Genomic DNA, 18,409 nt, shown 5'->3' on the forward strand with positions numbered 1-18,409 from the left:
TTACCTCACCCTCAATCCCTCTCCTTATAAAGGAGAGGGAAGCTAGAGACAGGATAAAGTTTTGCATCTTATTTAATCCATGTTCCTTAATAATTTATCTGAGTTGTCAAAAGTTTTAATTTGGCCATGCCATCGATCATCATTTAAGAAAACCTCGTTAAAAGCCCCATTAGTGTATTGATTAATTACCTTGCTCCAAAAAGCTTGTGCGCCTAAGTTTAAAGCAGTCTGACGTACTTCCCAATGACCGGGAAACTGGTCAAAAATTTGAGTAGCTACCTGTTCACCAATACCCTGATTTCGATATTTCTTGAGAATAAAGAACTCGGCAATAGACATAGCATTGTTATCTTGATAAAGGTAGGTATGCTGATTAACAAGTACAAACCCTGCCAGTTTTTCATCAACTGTAACCAGAAATGGGTGTCGCTCAGGTTCTGTCCAATAGTAATCAAGATATCGATAGCCAAACAAACCGCACTCATCTACATCTTTGGCTTCTATATCACTCAAATCATACTGGTATAGTTCCATTAAATTAGACAACACTAACTTTTGTTGTTGAATAGCTTTTACCACTTCGATTAGATGCGCCATAATAGATAGATATCAGCCAAATTAGTTTTCTTTGAACTTTCATGCAGTTTGAATGGGATGACGCGAAGAATCTCGAAAACATCCGCAAACATAAGATTGACTTTGCCGATGTCCCTAAAATGTTTGATAGTACAATGCTAATTGAGCTAGATAACCGTTTTGATTATGGTGAAGAACGCTGGCTAGGTATCGGTTTTCTAGGTAACGGCGTAGCAGTCGTCATCTGGACAGAACGGCAAAGTGATGTCATCCGAATTATTTCAGCACGAAGGGCAAATCGATATGAGCGCCAACGATTTGAACAATATCTCACAGACTAATTGGGAAGCATTGGAATCGATGTCAGATGAGGACATTGATTATTCTGATATTCCGTCGTTAAACGATGAGTTTTTCGAGAAGGCAATTTTGAGATTACCAGCAACTCAAGCACGGAACTTAATTCAGATCGACCCAGATGTGATAGCTTGGTTTCAATCCCAGAGTGTCGAATACAAAACACTCATCAATTCTGTCTTGCGTCAACACATTGAAAATAGTCGTGACAAATGAGTAAAAATGTGAAAATTGCCCTACAATCTCCGCATTTTAGTTACTTTATGTAACGCTTGAAGCTTAAGTTGCACCTCTGCAAACTCTTTGTCAGGATCAGATCCCGCAACGATACCACCACCAGCATACAATCTTGCGCGATCGCTAGATTTAAAGGTAAAAATGCGATCGCTCAGGTACGTTTACTACGTGTTTCATAATACCTTAAACTACGGACTCCGCCCCAAATCGCACCTAGAATGGTTCCAGCCTGAATAAAACACAGCCTAACAAAAGATAACTCTAGCCCCATCATCGCTAGACTTAGAACGCCTGAAGTTTAAGCTGTACCTCTGCAAATTCTTTATCAGGATCAGATCCAGCAACGATACCAGCACCAGCATACAATCTCGCGCGATCGCCAGATTTCAAATTTATGTAACAGCAAAATCAGTATACTTTCTTACTTCGGCAGGTTGAAAGGCTAGAACGATACGATCTTTAGGAATGCCGACACTGATGAATTCGTTAGCAATACCATCTTCAGTGCCATCTCTTTGAATCCAAATTTTATCGTTGATAATATCAATGTGGACAAGACACCCATGTACACGTTGTTGGTTTTCCCACCCAAGTGTGAGTAGTAGGTAATGGTTTGCATTTTCATCAATAATTAGCTGTCTTTCTAGTTTTCCATGAGCATAGGGAAGTTGGGCATATTCGGCTAATATTTTTTCAATTATTTTGCGATAATTATCTAAGGTATCCATTCTATAATCACCTCTGTTTCTGAATCAAAGACGAGTAAACAAAGACGCTGATTTTCTATCAATATCTTACCAATTGGTTCTTGAAACAATTCTGAGTATGTTTGTTGACGAATAGCAAGATACAAGCGGCGGTCTGGTTCTAAGCGACTTAGAATATCGTAGTATAAAATATATTGTCCCAGAGCCTTTTCTAAATCGGTTACTGGAGAAGCACCAATAAAGCTTTTAACTTCTACTGCTATTTTATGTCCGCTTTTTTCTGCTGCTATTAGCTTTTGAGCGCCTAAATCAATATATAAATCTCTTGCACCCCATCTTAATATAAATGGATCGTTGGTAATATGCCAACTCTCTTTTTCAAGGGCATTTCTAACAGAATCGTGGTAAATATCTTTAGCTGGCATACAAAATTAGTAATTAACTTTAAACTAATGCTTTAAGTAACGCCTGAAGTTTAAGCTGTACCTCTGCAAATTCCTTGTCAGGATCGGAGCCGGCGACGATACCAGCACCAGCATACAATCTCGCGCGATCGCCATCAATTAATGCTGAACGAATTCCGACAATAAACTCGCAGTTTCCCTGAGAATCTATCCACCCTAGAGGTGCAGCATACAAACCTCTTTCAAAGCTTTCATAACGGCGAATTTCGGCACAAGCTAAATCTCGTGCTGCACCGGCAACGGCTGGTGTAGGATGCAATTGGGCGACAATCTTTAATGGGTGTATGTTAGCAGGAACTCTAGCACTTATTGGTGTCCATAAATGCTGGATGTTAGATAATTGTCGCAGCCGGGGTGCTAATATTTGGGGTAATAAACCTAGCTGATATAGGCGTTGTGTAATGAAATCAAGCACTAGGGAATGTTCATGCTTTTCTTTTTCACTATTTAGTAAGCGATTGGCATTAGCTGCATCTTCAGCAGGAGTTTTACCTCTTGGTGCAGAACCAGCTAAAGCGTCAGTGATTAACTGTTCATTATTAATACTAATTAATCTTTCTGGACTTGCACCAATAAAATTTTGACCTTTGCCATTACTTGTAGAGAAAATATAACAGTTAGGATGATTTTGTCTAAGATTATTTAAGGATTTAACTAAGTCAAAGTGGTTGCTTGATTTTACATCTAATATATCTGCTAATACAATCTTGCTTAAATGATTAGAGCGAATTTTCTCCAAAACAGATACTACTGAACGTTTAAACTGAGTAGGATTAATGACAGATTTTTTATATAAGTTTGCTGGGAAATAATCAATATTATTAGAGTAATTTTCTAAAGATTGGATAAATTCAATTTTGTTTTGCAGATTCTCCAACAATCTTTCAATATTTATATTTGCATTGATAATTGTATTTGTTACTAATATGCAACGCTGATTTTTTACGGCTACTTGCCAACGTGGAAGAAAAATGGTAGCCGATGGAAATGGATAATCTACTTGAGTGTTTTTATCAAAAAAACTGAAATAACAAAAAAAGTGAGGACCAGAAAAAGGTTGATTTGCGTTACCAAAATTAATTATATTTTTTAGACAAGATTTGATAAAATATTCAGCTTGAGCAAAACGATCTGCACCATCAATCTGTAATTTTGCTACAGAATCAATTGCTGCGATCGCTTCTCCTTTACCTCTATCCTCAAAGTAAAAATTTATTTCATTTGCTTGTGTAAGTTTATCCAATACAAGTAAAGGGTCAACTAAATCAATTTCTTGGGAGATACTGACAATTTGTTTACAATTATTTTTGACGCACTTTTCTTGCACTGCTACCAGAAATTGATATAAATCTTTGTGCTTTACAAAGAAGTTGCTACGACATGGTGAAACTGTCATGGATTTAACGATAGTAAATTTTTTTTAAGTTAACTTCCTAAAGTGTAATTAATCGTGGTCGTATTTCTACAGGTAACATATTAAGTTGCTATTTCACCAGCGTAGGGTTTGCCTTATTCGTGGTATTCCCAGACCATGATCAGCCAGTTTTAGCCTGAAACTGCAAGGGTGAGGGTGAGTATTAACAACATAAGGTTAACAAGCCATAGTAAAAGTGACAGTTGTTTATATATCACCCATATCTAATGTCTCTTTAAATTATAAAATCTCAAGTGTGAGTAATATTCGGGTAATTTAATTAATCACAGCTGATGACTACCAAGCAAATTTTATATCCCAACACTAAGTTATGGATGGCAGCGATTAAACCGCCAATGTATAGCGTTGCCATTATGCCCATTTGGGTAGGAACAGCAGTAGCATTTTCCGAAACTAAAATTTTTAATGGTGTAGTATTTTCTACTTTTGTAGCTGCGGCAATTTTAATTCTTGCCTGGGAAAATATCAGTAATGATGTATTTGATTCCGAAACAGGTATCGATCAAAATAAGCACCATTCTCTGGTGAACTTAACAGGCAATAAGCCATTAATATTTTGGATCGGAAATTTGTGTTTAAGTTTGGGGTTGCTGGGCATACTAGCGATCGCCTTTTGGCAACATGACCTAACTGTGATCGGTATAATTTTACTATGCTGCGGTTTAGGTTATACGTATCAAGGGCCTCCCTTTCGCTTAGGATATCAGGGTTTAGGCGAGATTATTTGCTTTTTTGCCTTTGGCCCCTTAGCAGTGGAGGCAGCCTATTACAGCCAAACCCAAACTTGGTCAATGACAAGTTTAGCAGCCTCAGTGATTGTTGGGATTGCCACAACCTTAATTTTGTTTTGCTCACACTTTCACCAAGTTAAGGATGACATAGCCGCAGGTAAGCGATCGCCTATTGTCCGTCTCGGAACCCAAAAAGGGGCTAAACTCCTAGTTTGGTTCACCGCTAGTATTTATCCTCTCACCTTGCTGTTTGTGCTATTGGGGATTTCTCCAGCTTGGACGTTATTAAGTTGGGTGAGTTTACCCTTTGCTGTCAAATTATGCCGTCACGTCCAAGAAAATCACAACCAGCCTGACAAAGTTAGTAACTGTAAATTCATCGCTGTAGCTGTACATTTCTGGGCTTGCTTGCTGTTTGGTTTGGGATTTATGATTTAGGGCATTGGGCGAATGCCACTAAGTTAAGATACAGCCATTGCCCCAACTGGTTCCCAACCTCTAGGCTGGGAACCCATTCCCAGAGGCTCCGCCTCCTCTTTCTTGATAAGAGGCAGAGCCTCTCGGAATTCGTTCCCAGCCTCCAGGCTGGGAACGAGGCTATATAAGTCTTTGGGCTTTTCTTAGTGCCATTGGGCATTGGGCAGAGGGAGAATGATAAATGACAAATGACAAATGACTATAGATTTGAATTTCGTCCTTATCGGCGAAGATTTTTGCGATCGCTTACCACTAATCATGGTAATTGGGATATTCGTGAAGGTATTATCCTCCGTCTTACCGATGAATCAGGTAAAGTCGGCTGGGGAGAAATTGCCCCCATTAGCTGGTTCGGTTCCGAAACCCTAGAACAAGCCTTAGATTTTTGTCATCAACTCCCAGCAGAAATTACAGAAGAAACGATTTTTTCCATTTCAGATGAGTTACCTGCTTGTCAATTTGGCTTTGAGTCTGCGTGGGAGTGGGGGAGTGGGGGGGATGAGGGAGATGAGGGAGGTAATTTTATCACTCCTAACTTTTCACTCCTAACTCCTCACTCTTCACTCCTCTACAGCGCCTTATTACCATCTGGGGAAGCGGCTTTAAATCAATGGGAAACTCTATGGGAACAGGGATATCGCACGTTTAAGTGGAAAATTGGTGTGTATGCGATCGCTGATGAATTAGAAATTTTTAAGTCACTCATACACACTTTACCAGCCTTTACGAAACTGCGATTAGATGCCAACGGTGGACTGAGTTATGAAGAAGCTAACTTATGGCTGCGGACTTGCGACAATCTCAAGGTAAATGGAGAATTACCCGTAATAATTGAATTTATCGAACAACCATTACCCGTTGGACAATTTCAGCAGATGTTGGAATTGAGTCCGAGTTATGAAACTGCGATCGCTTTAGATGAATCTGTTGCCACACTTGGGCAACTCGCCGCCTGTTATCAACAAGGTTGGCGAGGGATTTTTGTGATTAAACCTGGGATAGTGGGATCGCCATCTCGTCTGAGAAAGTTTTGCCAACAGCATAAAATTGATACTGTATTTTCATCAGTATTTGAAACTGCGATCGCAAGACTTGCAGCACTCCAGCTAGCAGCCGAATTATCCCAAAACAACAGGGCAATTGGTTTTGGTATCGACCATTTTTTTGAACAAGAAGAAACCTGGTTTCAAAGTTTATGGAACGACCTTTAGACTGTCTAAATAAACTATCTCAAAATGATTGGCTTATCGGTTACAACAAGCATCAATTTAATCAAATAGCTCAAGAATTATATTTAGAACTAACACAATTGTCAGTGTGTGAAACACCACCAAAAATTATCTTAGCTGAACGCGAACCAATACAATTTCTAGCAAGTTTTATTGCCGCTTGTGCAGCGAATTGTCCAGTTTTTCTTTGTAACCCCGACTGGGGAACAGAAGAATGGCAACAAGTCATTGATTTAGTAAAACCAGATATTATTTTGGGAGAACTCCCCCACTTCCCCACTCCCCCACTTCCCCACTCCCCCACTTCCCCACTTCCCCACTTCCCCACTTCCCCACTCAGCACTCAGCACTCAGCACTCATAATGATTCCCACAGGTGGTTCATCGGGACAGATTAAATTTGCCATTCACACTTGGGAAACTCTTATAGCATCGGTACAAGGATTTACAGAATACTTTCAACTAAAGCAAGTTAATTCCTTTTGCGTGTTACCGCCATATCACGTTAGTGGTTTAATGCAATTTCTGCGCTCTTTCACTACCGCAGGTAAACTAGCTATTCAAAAATTTAAAGCCGTAGAATCTGGTGAAATATTAAATATTCAACAATCAGAGTTTTTTATATCTTTAGTACCAACGCAGTTACAACGTATTCTAGAAAATCCCGAATTAACTGAATGGTTATCTCAATTTAATACTGTACTTTTGGGAGGTGCGCCAGCATGGAACGAACTATTACAAAAAGCTAGATTTCATCGTATCCGATTAGCACTTACCTATGGCATGACAGAAACCGCTTCTCAAATTGCTACCCTCAAACCAGATGATTTCCTTGGCGGTAAAATTAGCAGTGGTCAAATTCTTCCCCATGCAAAAGTAACTATTCGCAATCAGCAAGGCGAGATTTTAAATTCAAATAAAATTGGAAATATCAGTATTGATGCTCAATCTTTAGCCCTTGGTTACTATCCGATAAATAGAGAAAATCAAACTAATTTCCAAATAGATGATTTAGGCTTTTTAGACGATGAAGGTCATTTAAATATTGTCGGACGTAACAGCGACAAAATTATTACAGGTGGGGAAAATATTTATCCCGCAGAAATTGAATCAGCTATCCTATCAACTCAAATGGTTGCCGATATTTGTGTCATCGGCATCCCAGATAAACACTGGGGACAAGTATTAACAGCGATTTACATTCCCAAACAATCAAATACCTCTGCTTCAAAAATTCAAACCCTACTGAAAGACAAACTCAGCAAATTTAAAATTCCTAAATATTGGATTCCTCAGCAAAACTTACCCCGCAACACTCAAGGTAAAATTAACCGCCAAAAGTTACAGCAAATAGCCACAGAATTCCTCCAAAATTCCATTACATAACCTCTCTCAACTTTCTTCTCTCTGCGCCCTCCGCGCCTCTGCGGTTCGTTTCCAACCACTGAATAATATCATCAGGTAATTCCTGCTTAATTCTACTACTTGCATCAATACAAACGTGCCTAGTAATAGCTTTAGCAACTACCACATCAGACACTGTAATCTCGTAAGTAATTTCAAACTTTTCAACACCTATTTTTTGAGGAATTAAGCTAATCAGCAACTTATCTCCTACAAACATAGGGCGTAAAAAATCCACACTAGTATGCACAATTGGAAAAGCCACAGATGGATTAATAAAAAAATCTTTTAGATTAATACTTGATACTTCTAGAGATTCTTCATAAGCTTCATGGCAAATACTCAAAACATTAGCAAAATAAACTACTCCAGCAGCATCAGTATCTTGAAAGCGAACCGTGCGGTTATAAGTAAAAGGCATTTTTGACAAAAAAAATTTAATTTTCCCAATTCTGAGTTTGTATCGAGATGTTTAGTCTCATCCAATGCTTTGGGGTTGAATATAGAGTAAGGAAAAGCGATCGCTTCTACATTGATTCCAATGGCAAAATCTCGAAGTCATTAAAGGAGCAAACATTAGACCTCTTGCAAAAATCCTTGAATCACCCCTTCCCAACAGCAATTCTCATTATAAGAATAATTTGCGATCGCAGTATTAAATTGGTGATTTAGTACCCGAATTTTAAGCACCTAACAAAATCGCATTGCTCCCTATGTTGTCCTAATCGATTGTGAAGCATGTCGTGTCTGTTTGGTCAAAATATAGTTCAAATCACACACGTATTAGCGTCTGTAAAACAAATATAGAGTTTGTATCTGCTGACACTAACTAGTCTCTTACTACTGAAAAACTTTCAATCACTGGTGTTAAAATAGCTTGATGTTGTGGCGCATACTGATAACCTATAATCTTACCCAATTTCCACTGTTTTAATTCCTCGGCAATAGAATGTTCTCCTAGTTCAAGACTTACTCCAGAAGCTCCTTGATGACTCATTTGCTGCCGTTCACTGACAATCAATTCACAACGAAGCAGATACCCAGACCTGACGGTAATAGGTTGCATCCGCGAGCGAGGAACGTTTTGAAGGGTTCCCTCTTGAGCAGTCAGGGTAAAAATAGACTGATTTGCTTGTTTTAGATGACACCTAACCCACTTCCCATCTCTCTCAAAATCAATATTTGCTAGAAACTTGGGATAACCTGCGAACTCTACACCTAAATCCCGCGCGATTTCTGTTGTTACTGGTAGATGATGGATATAGACTTGTGGGACTTTATGTCGAGTGCCAATAAATAAGGGAGACGATCCATCTAATATCACTGGCACTGCAATTGATACTTCATTGTAAGCTCCAATATCACTATCTCGATACTCAAACGCTGAGATAGAGACAACACAATGCCACGGTGTAACTCGAAACGGGTGCATCCTCCTGGAAGGCAAAAATTGACTAACCTTTTTAATCGAAGCTAGAAATTGCACAGAAAGGGTAGCAACATCATAATAAAAGACTGGTAGGAAAATTTTTGTGCTTCCCCAAGGGATTTCTACTTGCTTAATTTGTTGGAAGAAATCTGTATTCTGCATATCTTTTTTGTTCCTACCTATTTAACATTGAAAAATTCCAGCCTCCAGGCTGGGAACCGATCCTGGGAGGCTCCGCCTCCAGTGGCTTAATGAGAGGCGGAGCCTCTCGTAATACATTCCCAGCCTCCAGGCTGGGAACGAGGCAAACACAATATTAATAAGAAACATTGCAACATTCCTTACAAACATTGCGATATTAATACGAAACATTGCAACATTCCTTACAAACATCACGATATTAATACGGAACATTGCGACATTCCTTACAAACATTGCAATATTAATACGAAACATTGCAACATTCCTTACAAACATCACGATATTAATACAAAACATTGCAATATTCCTTACAAACATCAGGATGCTGGTAGTGACAGCTTCTGTTAAGACCTAATTAAAAACACCTACCTCTGCGCTATTTTATGAAAAAAATTATCACCAGTTTTTTAGCTGTGGGTGTTTGTTTAACGCCTGTAACAGTAATGTTGATGGCTCAACCCACCTGGGGACAGACTCAAAACCTGCGATCGCAAGAAGCAGAAAAACTGTTAGAGCAAGGGATAAAACTGACACAGCAACAAAAACACCAACAGGCAATACAAATATTGGAGCAAGTTTTAACCATTGCGCGAGAACTCAAAGACCAAAAACTTGAAACAACTAAATCTTGGGGAGATAGCATAATAAAATTATTAGATTGGATGTATGATGCCTGTTCATATTTTCCCAAAAGTCTAGGTACAATGGTAAGATGGTTTGGGGAAATAGTAGGTTATTTTGACGGCAGAACTACAAGTGGTACTGTAGAAGGAATTAATAATAAACTCAAGTTAATTAAAAGACTTGAGTATGGCTTTCGTAACTTTAGTAATTTTCGATTACGCATGGCTAAATCATGTTACCTCTAATCTATGCCATGCCTTGGTTTTTTCACAGATATATTTGAATAATCCCAATATTTCCGACATAGAACGCCTGTATTGTTCACAGCCTTCAAGGAATTTCAAGAATCTCAGCAAATCACAGCATTTTTCTCTCACCACAGACATAAAAGAGCGCTAATTATGTTCAACTCAAGAGTGCGCTTAGTTTGAAATTAGCGGCTCTACTGGCGCTTCAATTCTTGGCGATCGCTAAACCAAATCTCAAAGCACACGCAGTAAGCTAGGAATGCTTTCGATCGCTGACAAATTCCGAATTTCTGCCAAAGCTTGCCGAAAGTTGCCTTCTGGCACATCATGGGTAACAACCACAATCTCTGCTAGTTCACCTTGAAAGCCAGTTTGGACAATTGACTCTAAGCTAACGCCATAGTTACCAAAGCAAGTACCCAATTTACCGATAACTCCAGGTTGGTCATTGGTGAGGAAACGGGCGTAAAAGCGAGTTATCAACTCTGCCATTGGCGCAATTTGGCAATATTCTTGATGTCCACAAGCTAATAAGGGATTTGTAACTGCTGTATTCGTTTTGATGACAGCAACTAAATTCAAAATATCCGATGTCACAGCACTGGCGGTTGCACCAGCACCAGCACCGGGTCCGAAAAACATTACTTGCCCGATGGGTTCTCCTTCCACAAGAATGGCGTTGTAAACGCCGTTGATGCTAGCCAAAGGGTGGGCTTGAGGTACTAAGGTAGGATGAACTCTGACGGAAAGGGGGCATGATGGAGTATCACGTTTAGCGATCGCTAACAATTTAATCACAAATCCCAATTTTTCGGCGTAAGCAATATCTGTCTTGCTGACTTGCCGAATCCCCTCAGTGTAGACATCTTGTAAGTTGATGCGTCCATCGAAACCCAATGATGCCAAAATCGCAATTTTATCGGCTGCGTCTAAGCCATCCACATCAGCTGTGGGGTCAGCCTCAGCATAACCCAAGCGCTGGGCATCAGCTAAAACATCGTTGAAGTTGCTACCTTCGGTTTGCATCCGCGTCAAGATGTAGTTTGTTGTACCGTTCACGATACCTGTTATGGTGTGAATACGGTTAACACTTAAAGACTGCTTTAGGGGTTGAATCACGGGAATTCCACCACCCACAGCAGCTTCTAACATGACATATACGCCGGCTTGATTGGCAGTTGTGAAAATTTCCGCCCCAAAGCGAGCGATCGCTGCTTTATTGGCTGTTACTACGTGCTTACCATTACTCAAAGCTTTGAGAATAAGCGATCGCGCTGGCTCCAGTCCGCCCATCACCTCAACAACTATATCTACTGCCGGATCGTTGACAATAGACTCTAAATCTGTAGTTAAGACTTCTGTAGATAATTCTACTGCACGGGGTTTATCTAGCGATCGCACTCCCACCCGATAGATTTCTATCTCTTGCAACAATGGGTGACGGCCAGCGCTATCTTGTAACAACTGCACTGTTCCCGTTCCCACGGTGCCTAATCCCAATATTCCTACTTTCACACCCACAATTTTTACACCCCTTTTAAGTGCTGAGTGCTGAGTGCTGAGTAGTTATCAGTACTTAGTACTTGACCACTCAGAACTGAGAACTCTTTCCTCAGCTATTTACAATATTCATAACAAAACAATTGTAGGGTGAGCATAGCCCACCCTACTAATTCATAACTTTGTCATTTGTCCTTCGTCCTTCGTCCTTTGTCTAAAACTAATGACCAATGACTAATGACTAATGACCAACTTAATAAGTTTCTACGTGCCAGCGATGAGCTTTCTTGAGTTGCTTCTGGTAATCACTCCAGGTTACGCCTTCCTTAGCAGCAGCAGTAGTTAAGGCTGCATCAATACCTTCTTCCATACCCCGCAAACCGCAGATGTAGGTGTGGGTTTTTTCATTTTTAATCAACTGCCACAATTCATCGGCATGTTCCGCTACGCGGTCTTGAATATACATTCTACCGCCTTGGGGATTTTTTTGTTCGCGGCTGATGGCAGGAGTAAGGCGGAAGTTTTCAGGATATTTTTGTTGAATTTCTTCCAGTTCTTCCTTATATAAAAGGTTTGGAGTTGTTGGAACACCAAATATTAGCCAAGAGAATCCTTTAAATTGGTATTCTGGGTTAGCTGCTTTTTCTGTATCTTTAAACTGACGCCAGAGATAAGCTCGCATGGGGGCAATACCAGTTCCGGTTGCCATCATGATGACATTAGCATCGGGGTCTTGGGGTAACAACATTTCCTTACCCACCGGCCCGGTAATTTTTACCTCTTCCCCTGGCTTGAGGAAACACAGGTGTGTAGAGCAAACACCGTAGACTGTTTCGCTAGTTTCTGGGTGCTTGTATTCCAACTGGCGGACGCACAGTGATACTGTCTTATCATCCACATCATCGCCATGACGAGTTGAGGCGATAGAATACAGTCTCAGTTTTTCCGGTTTACCGTTCTTGTCTAATCCTGGTGGAATAATCCCAATACTCTGACCTTCTATATACTTTAAATCACTGCCAGATAGGTCAAATTTAAGGTGTTGAACAATACCAATACCGCCTTCTTTGACTAGCGGTTCATTAGATATTACCTTGCCAATAAACGGAGCATTGGGACGATAAGTATTAACCGGAACGTCACCTTGGTCTTTTTTGGCTTTCGCTTGAGTCATGGTGTTGCCTTTCTTGTCCTTGTTCTTGAGCTGTTCTTCAGCTGGTGGTTTAGCAAAACCTTTGGTTTCACTATGAGCATTTACAGGTGTGGCTTTACCATTCCCTTCACTGTTAGCAGTTTCCCCAGTTGTAGCTAACTCGCTGACAACGCTTGTAGCATTCCCAAGTGAAGCTTTACCATTAACTGGCTCTAGAGCAGTTACAGGCTGGATGCTAACAATTGTGCCGCCTAGACGAGTGATACGTCGCATTTCTTGATTCATGCGGTTGTAAGGCACTCTGATGAACACACTGCCACTTTTCCGAATTGGGTAGTTAGTTTGATCGGTTTCTTCGCTCTGACGCAAACCCACTACTTCATAAACGAAGACGCGGCTACCTAATTCTATGTTGGCAGCACCCTCAACAGCACCTTGATTGTACATTCGTTCTACCACTCCGATAATTTACTTAACCGTTTTTCAAAAAAAAACTATTCCCCTACCTTGCCAGTTTTAGTTTACCGGATTTTCGTTTCACAAAACTGGCTCTCAAGGAAAAACGGCATCATTAAATTAATGCCTTGCTAAGTACACTCACCACAGACATGCAGGCATAGCAAAAAACACACCTGTTCATCTTCTAAGGTAAATGATAAGTCTTGTGGAGAATGTTAATAATGAGTCAATTTAATCTTTTTTTCGTTAACTACCACCCCCATCAGGGGCATAGCTTCTCACAAGGTTAACACAAATCTAGTTTCTTGTGTTACCATTAATATCCAAGTATTGTAGCCCAAGTGTTGCAGCGAGTAACCTTCAATCTTTTAAGTAAGTGCGTTTGTCAACTTTTTTTGAGGGACGTGCTAAATTTGCTGCTCTCAAGTGCAAGCATGGTAAATAATCAATTCAATATAGGAATCATATTTGATTTCTGAAAAAATCTCGGTAGTCAAGTAATGGACTATCTAGGGTAAAATGTTGCAAAAAAATTGTAGGTTGGGTGGAGCTTTGCCAAAGCCAACATCCTGATATATGTTGGGTTGCGCTCCACCCAACCTACCTACGTCAGAAGTCTAATGCACTATTTTGCGTAGACAGTCTACTACGTGCATTTCAAAAATCAAATACTAGTACAGGTCGGCGGAAATGAGCCACCTATTTGAAATGTCTAAAACCCTTACGTAATGGTAATTACGAATTACGAATTACGAATTACGCGAAGCGGTACTAGTCCTATAATATAAATATCCTCAAAACGTTAAATTAATATCAAAAGACTCTGTAATTATAGTTTCATAGGTAACTTGGGGATAATTCAAGCCGTGTTTCATCAAGAGCTATCCGATGCAAAATTCACAACTGTAACAATATTCAAGAAACGCTGACGGTAGATACTAAGCTTCTATTGTTTTTAACAGGACGATAAACCACTAGTACCGCAAGGCGGAATTCAAAATTCAAAATTCAAAATGAATACAGCGTAAGCGTTTCGTTAATCTGGAATGGGTGGTTTATTTACGCCGTGCTGTAGTAGTAGCAATAAGAGATGCCTATTAGTATAGATTTGGGATTAGAAAACTTTGCTATAACCTCCGACGGATAAAAGTACAACCTTTCCAAAAAAACAATTAGCTTCTTTAGAAAAGAATATAAAACGCAAACAAAAGAAGAAAGAAGTTAGCTAAAAAGACCGATAAAACGTCTAATAAACGTCGCAAAGCTAAACTAAATAATAGCCAAAATATCGAGCTATTTTTCTAAATGTAAGAGTTAATTTTCTGCACAAGCTATCTCGCCAAATAGCATAGGAAAACCAATTTATTTGTGTAGAAGATATGTTTGTAAAAAACATGGTTAAAAACCCTACTTTGGTAAAGGCTATATCTTAACAAAGATTGGAGGATGTTTTTAATTATGCTTAAATACAAAGCGGATAAATTTGGAAATACCTATCAATAAATACGTCGTTTATTCACATCATCTCAACTTTGTAGCGAGACCCCACAACCAATCCCGATGCTACAGAATGGTTATGATTCACTGGCTGTAAGATTTGTAGATTGTCCCCATTGCCAGAGACAGCATGATAGTAGACATCAATACTGCGAGAATTATTAGAAATTAAGAATTGCGATTACTTGTACTGAGTGGAGCCGGTGGTGTATATAGTCTCTCTAAGAGTTGTATAGGCGTTAAGAACTAGTACTTCTGCCCTTGCAGGGTATGCCAAAGTCAAAGTCATCAGGACGTAAAAAATCTCTGACGGCAGAGGTAATCCCCTATAAATTGGGAAGCCTACACTGTAAGGCAAGCTCAGTGTAGGTAATTTACAGCCAATAATTTGACTAATGCAAGTTGTTTGCTCATTCGTTGGATAGATTTTTGCTTTGAATATATGTAGGTATTGTCGAGCAGGAATTACAATTTAGGAACATTAGAAAATTTACAGCAGTTTTGCGGCAATAGCAAATTATACCTTATAGTCTTGATTATATAGAGTCACAAGTAGTAGTCTGATAAAGTTGCAACGCTGATGCGCGCGGCTGATCCCCGTTTTTAAATTAATAAGTAAATTAACAAAAAATGATTAATGAACCAGGCTAATTCTTCTTGACAGCAATCTTGTATGGGATACCCCCTTCTGTTAAAATCAAATATACCACTAGGATTAAATACTTACCGGCACCAACATTCAGGCTAGTCCGACGAGTAGCAACTTAATTAATTTGTTTTCTACCCGCTTGGTGTCTTATAGATGTGCTAGGTAGCAAGAACACAGGATAAACCAAACCGGTAAACTCCTGGCTTCAGAATCTGCTGTGTGAAAAAATATTGAGACAATTTTAGTATTTTAGAGGAGATTTATGACAAATAAGCCGGAACGCGTGGTACTGATTGGAGTAGCCGGAGACTCTGGGTGTGGGAAATCTACGTTTTTGCGTCGTTTGATCGATTTGTTTGGTGAAGATTTGATGACAGTCATCTGCTTGGATGATTATCACTCCTTGGATCGCAAACAGCGTAAAGAAACTGGGATAACGGCACTAGACCCCAGAGCGAATAATTTTGACCTGATGTATGAGCAAATTAAAGCGCTAAAAAGTGGTCAAGGGATTGATAAGCCGATTTACAACCACGAAACCGGCTTAATTGATCCGCCAGAGCGAATCGAGCCGAATCGCATTATAGTTGTTGAAGGGCTGCATCCTTTATATGATGAGCGGGTGCGATCGCTAATCGACTTCAGTGTTTATTTTGACATTAGCGATGAGGTCAAAATTGCCTGGAAAATCCAGCGAGATATGGCTGAACGCGGTCATCGCTACGAAGATGTGTTAGCACAAATTAATTCCCGCAAACCAGACTTTGATAAATTTATCGAACCACAAAGAGAATTTGCTGATGTGGTTCTCCAGGTATTGCCCACAAACTTGATCAAAAACGACACCGAACGTAGAGTCCTACGGGTGCGTATGCTTCAAAGGGAAGGTAAGGAAGGCTTCGATCCTACCTACCTGTTTGATGAAGGGTCAACAATTAATTGGACTCCTTGTGGACGCAAGCTGACCTGTTCTTATCCTGGTATGCAACTGTACTACGGTTCAGATGTTTACTATGGTCGCTATGTCTCAGTCTTAGAGGTAGATGGTCAATTTGACAACTTGGAAGAAGTCATTTACATCGAAACCCATCTCAGCAATACATCCACAAAATATCAGGGTGAATTGACTCACTTGTTACTCCAGCACCGCGAGTATCCAGGTTCCAATAATGGAACTGGTTTCTTCCAAGTGCTTACAGGTTTGAAAATGCGTGCTGCTTATGAGCGGTTGACAGCTAAAGAAGCAAAGTTAGCGGTTCAGGTTTAAAGCAGCAGTGTTTATGTCAAAGTTTGTGGGGGCGCTTCCGGGTGTCCCCCTTTTTTTGTGTTATTAAATACGTTTGAACTAGAAAATAATTAGCATATATTTATCTTATTTACGGATATCTACCTTATCGTTAGTGGTTTTTATCAATATGAAGAAGATACTAACGACTGAAGTATAAATATTGTTATGATTTCATAAATTAGCTAGCTGAACTAAATACCACATTTAGTTAGCAAAAAAAACTCAAGTCAGGAGGAATTTCCTTTGTCTCGTCGATATTTATTTACCTCCGAGTCAGTCACCGAAGGTCATCCAGATAAAATCTGCGATCAGATTTCTGATACCATTCTGGATGCCCTACTGACACAAGATCCTAGCAGTCGTGTCGCTGCTGAAGTAGTAGTTAATACTGGTTTGGTGTTAATCACTGGTGAAATAACCACCAAAGCTAATGTAAATTTTGTCAATCTCGCTCGGAAAAAAATTGCCGAAATTGGTTATACCAATGCCGACAATGGCTTTTCTGCTAACAGCACCAGCGTTTTGCTGGCTTTAGACGAACAATCACCCGATATTGCCCAAGGCGTTAACACCGCTCAAGAAACCCGCCAGCAAGATAGTGATGAGCTATTCGACAAAATTGGTGCGGGCGATCAAGGTATAATGTTTGGTTTTGCTAGCAACGAAACACCAGAATTGATGCCCTTACCCATCAGTCTCGCCCACCGCATTGCTCGCCGATTAGCAGCAGTCCGCAAAACAGGTGAATTGTCATACCTCCGTCCTGATGGTAAAACTCAAGTAACTGTGGTTTACGAAGATGGTCGTCCCGTAGGTATTGATACGATTCTAATTTCCACCCAGCATACAGCCAGTATTGGGGAAATTACGGATGAGGCGGCGGTACAAGCCAAAATTAAACAAGACCTCTGGTCATCTGTGGTTGAACCTGTTTTTGGCGACATTGAAGTTAAGCCTAATCAGGAAACACGTTTTTTAGTCAACCCCACTGGTAAATTTGTCGTTGGTGGCCCTCAAGGAGACTCTGGTCTGACAGGACGGAAAATAATTGTTGACACCTACGGTGGTTATTCACGACATGGTGGCGGTGCTTTTTCTGGCAAAGACCCCACAAAGGTAGACCGTTCTGCTGCTTATGCGGCTCGCTATGTGGCGAAAAATATTGTCGCTGCTGGGTTGGCAGAAAAAGTTGAAATCCAGTTATCTTATGCTATTGGTGTCGCGCGACCAACAAGTATCCTAGTGGATACCTTTGGTACTGGCAAAGTGGATGAAGAAACCTTACTGGAATTAATTAACAAGCACTTTGAACTCCGTCCAGCAGGGATTATCCATACCTTCAACTTACGCAACTTACCAAGTGAACGAGGCGGACGTTTTTATCAGGACGTCGCGGCTTACGGTCATTTTGGGCGGGCTGATTTAGACTTGCCTTGGGAACAGACCGATAAAGCCGAATTGTTGAAGCAAGCAGCAAATGAGTCTCTTTCGGCAGTAGTTGCTCAGGCAGTAACTTAGACTTATAGGCTACTACAAAAACTTAGTTTATCTACTTTAGGGTATTGGCAACTTGATAAGTTACCAATACTCTTATTTTTTAGTAACGACCTGAATATCCAAAAGTAAAACTACTACTTTGTCAAGCTAAACGCCCCGACAGCAGATTCATCTGTTGCAAAGATTTTTGTCAATCAGTAAACCAAAAAGTTTTTCCCCAAAGAGCGATCGCTAAAATACTGATAGCT

The 18,409-nt window shown here is 40.1% G+C and carries 16 protein-coding genes and 3 pseudogenes; 9 read left to right on the forward strand and 10 right to left on the reverse strand.

Going from position 1 to position 18,409, the window contains the following annotated elements; genetic code table 11:
• Positions 1-72 precede the first annotated feature (72 nt).
• Entirely contained in the window at positions 73-597 is a 525-nt protein-coding gene (locus HWQ37_RS05105; RefSeq protein ID WP_292744571.1) for a GNAT family N-acetyltransferase, read from the reverse strand.
• A gap of 41 nt (positions 598-638) precedes the next feature.
• Here HWQ37_RS05105 and HWQ37_RS05110 point away from each other — a divergent pair, with 41 nt between their 5' ends.
• On the forward strand, positions 639-917 hold the full coding sequence (locus HWQ37_RS05110) for a BrnT family toxin (protein ID WP_292744573.1): 279 nt from the start codon (positions 639-641) through the stop codon (positions 915-917).
• Entirely contained in the window at positions 880-1,149 is a 270-nt protein-coding gene (locus tag HWQ37_RS05115; RefSeq protein WP_292744575.1) for a BrnA antitoxin family protein, read from the forward strand. The genes HWQ37_RS05110 and HWQ37_RS05115 overlap by 38 nt, the downstream gene beginning before the upstream one ends.
• Positions 1,150-1,169: 20 nt before the next feature.
• Here the strand turns inward: HWQ37_RS05115 and HWQ37_RS05120 are convergent.
• Positions 1,170-1,292, reverse strand: a pseudogene (locus HWQ37_RS05120) (chorismate-binding protein); the annotation flags it as partial.
• Here HWQ37_RS05120 and HWQ37_RS05125 point away from each other — a divergent pair.
• On the forward strand, positions 1,237-1,407 hold the full coding sequence (locus HWQ37_RS05125) for a hypothetical protein (protein ID WP_292744605.1): 171 nt from the start codon (positions 1,237-1,239) through the stop codon (positions 1,405-1,407). The pseudogene HWQ37_RS05120 and the gene HWQ37_RS05125 sit on opposite strands and share 56 nt — an antisense overlap.
• Before the next feature lie 45 nt (positions 1,408-1,452).
• Here HWQ37_RS05125 and HWQ37_RS05130 read toward each other — a convergent pair.
• The 4 genes and pseudogenes from HWQ37_RS05130 to HWQ37_RS05145 form a co-directional block, all read right to left on the reverse strand.
• Positions 1,453-1,560 (reverse strand): annotated as a pseudogene (locus HWQ37_RS05130) (chorismate-binding protein); the annotation flags it as partial.
• Positions 1,561-1,562: 2 nt separating this feature from the next.
• Positions 1,563-1,898: a XisI protein gene (locus HWQ37_RS05135; RefSeq protein ID WP_292744581.1), complete on the reverse strand. Its 336-nt coding sequence runs from the start codon at positions 1,896-1,898 to the stop codon at positions 1,563-1,565.
• Positions 1,886-2,302, reverse strand: coding sequence for an element excision factor XisH family protein (locus HWQ37_RS05140; RefSeq protein ID WP_292744583.1), 417 nt, complete (start codon positions 2,300-2,302; stop codon positions 1,886-1,888). Before HWQ37_RS05140 ends, HWQ37_RS05135 begins: the two co-directional genes overlap by 13 nt.
• A gap of 19 nt (positions 2,303-2,321) precedes the next feature.
• Complete coding sequence (locus HWQ37_RS05145) at positions 2,322-3,737, reverse strand: isochorismate synthase (protein WP_292744585.1); 1,416 nt, start codon at positions 3,735-3,737, stop codon at positions 2,322-2,324.
• Positions 3,738-4,048: 311 nt separating this feature from the next.
• Between HWQ37_RS05145 and menA the strand changes: the two genes are divergently transcribed.
• The 3 genes from menA (at position 4,049) to HWQ37_RS05160 (ending at position 7,598) form a co-directional block, all read left to right on the forward strand.
• On the forward strand, positions 4,049-4,945 hold the full coding sequence (gene menA, locus HWQ37_RS05150) for a 2-carboxy-1,4-naphthoquinone phytyltransferase (protein WP_292744587.1): 897 nt from the start codon (positions 4,049-4,051) through the stop codon (positions 4,943-4,945).
• 227 nt (positions 4,946-5,172) lie between these two features.
• A complete protein-coding gene (locus tag HWQ37_RS05155; protein ID WP_292744589.1) occupies positions 5,173-6,195 on the forward strand; it encodes an o-succinylbenzoate synthase in 1,023 nt (340 codons plus the stop codon).
• Entirely contained in the window at positions 6,180-7,598 is a 1,419-nt protein-coding gene (locus tag HWQ37_RS05160; RefSeq protein ID WP_292744591.1) for a 2-succinylbenzoate--CoA ligase, read from the forward strand. Before HWQ37_RS05155 ends, HWQ37_RS05160 begins: the two co-directional genes overlap by 16 nt.
• Here HWQ37_RS05160 and HWQ37_RS05165 read toward each other — a convergent pair.
• Both HWQ37_RS05165 and HWQ37_RS05170 read right to left on the reverse strand, forming a co-directional pair.
• A complete protein-coding gene (locus HWQ37_RS05165; RefSeq protein ID WP_292744593.1) occupies positions 7,591-8,037 on the reverse strand; it encodes an acyl-CoA thioesterase in 447 nt (148 codons plus the stop codon). The two genes, HWQ37_RS05160 and HWQ37_RS05165, sit on opposite strands and share 8 nt — an antisense overlap.
• 408 nt (positions 8,038-8,445) lie before the next feature.
• Positions 8,446-9,207, reverse strand: a complete 762-nt coding sequence (locus HWQ37_RS05170; RefSeq protein WP_292744595.1) for an acetoacetate decarboxylase family protein — start codon at positions 9,205-9,207, stop codon at positions 8,446-8,448.
• Between the two features lie 551 nt (positions 9,208-9,758).
• On the opposite strand from HWQ37_RS05170, the pseudogene HWQ37_RS05175 reads away from it, so the two are divergent.
• Positions 9,759-10,115: pseudogene (locus HWQ37_RS05175) on the forward strand (transposase); the annotation flags it as partial.
• A gap of 237 nt (positions 10,116-10,352) precedes the next feature.
• Here HWQ37_RS05175 and HWQ37_RS05180 read toward each other — a convergent pair.
• Positions 10,353-11,639 carry a homoserine dehydrogenase gene (locus HWQ37_RS05180; RefSeq protein ID WP_292744597.1) on the reverse strand — a complete coding sequence of 429 codons (1,287 nt, stop codon included), beginning with the start codon at positions 11,637-11,639 and terminating at the stop codon, positions 10,353-10,355.
• 232 nt (positions 11,640-11,871) lie between these two features.
• The gene (gene petH / locus HWQ37_RS05185) at positions 11,872-13,218 is read right to left on the reverse strand and encodes a ferredoxin--NADP reductase (protein ID WP_292744603.1); all 1,347 of its coding nucleotides are present in this window, start codon (positions 13,216-13,218) and stop codon (positions 11,872-11,874) included.
• Between the two features lie 2,420 nt (positions 13,219-15,638).
• Between petH and HWQ37_RS05190 the strand changes: the two genes are divergently transcribed.
• Complete coding sequence (locus HWQ37_RS05190; protein WP_292744599.1) at positions 15,639-16,643, forward strand: phosphoribulokinase; 1,005 nt, start codon at positions 15,639-15,641, stop codon at positions 16,641-16,643.
• Between the two features lie 264 nt (positions 16,644-16,907).
• On the forward strand, positions 16,908-18,182 hold the full coding sequence (gene metK / locus HWQ37_RS05195; RefSeq protein ID WP_292744601.1) for a methionine adenosyltransferase: 1,275 nt from the start codon (positions 16,908-16,910) through the stop codon (positions 18,180-18,182).
• The last annotated feature ends 227 nt before the right edge of the window (positions 18,183-18,409 follow it).

Source organism: Nostoc sp. NMS4, from assembly GCF_017115095.1.
In the GTDB taxonomy this organism is placed as follows: domain Bacteria; phylum Cyanobacteriota; class Cyanobacteriia; order Cyanobacteriales; family Nostocaceae; genus Nostoc.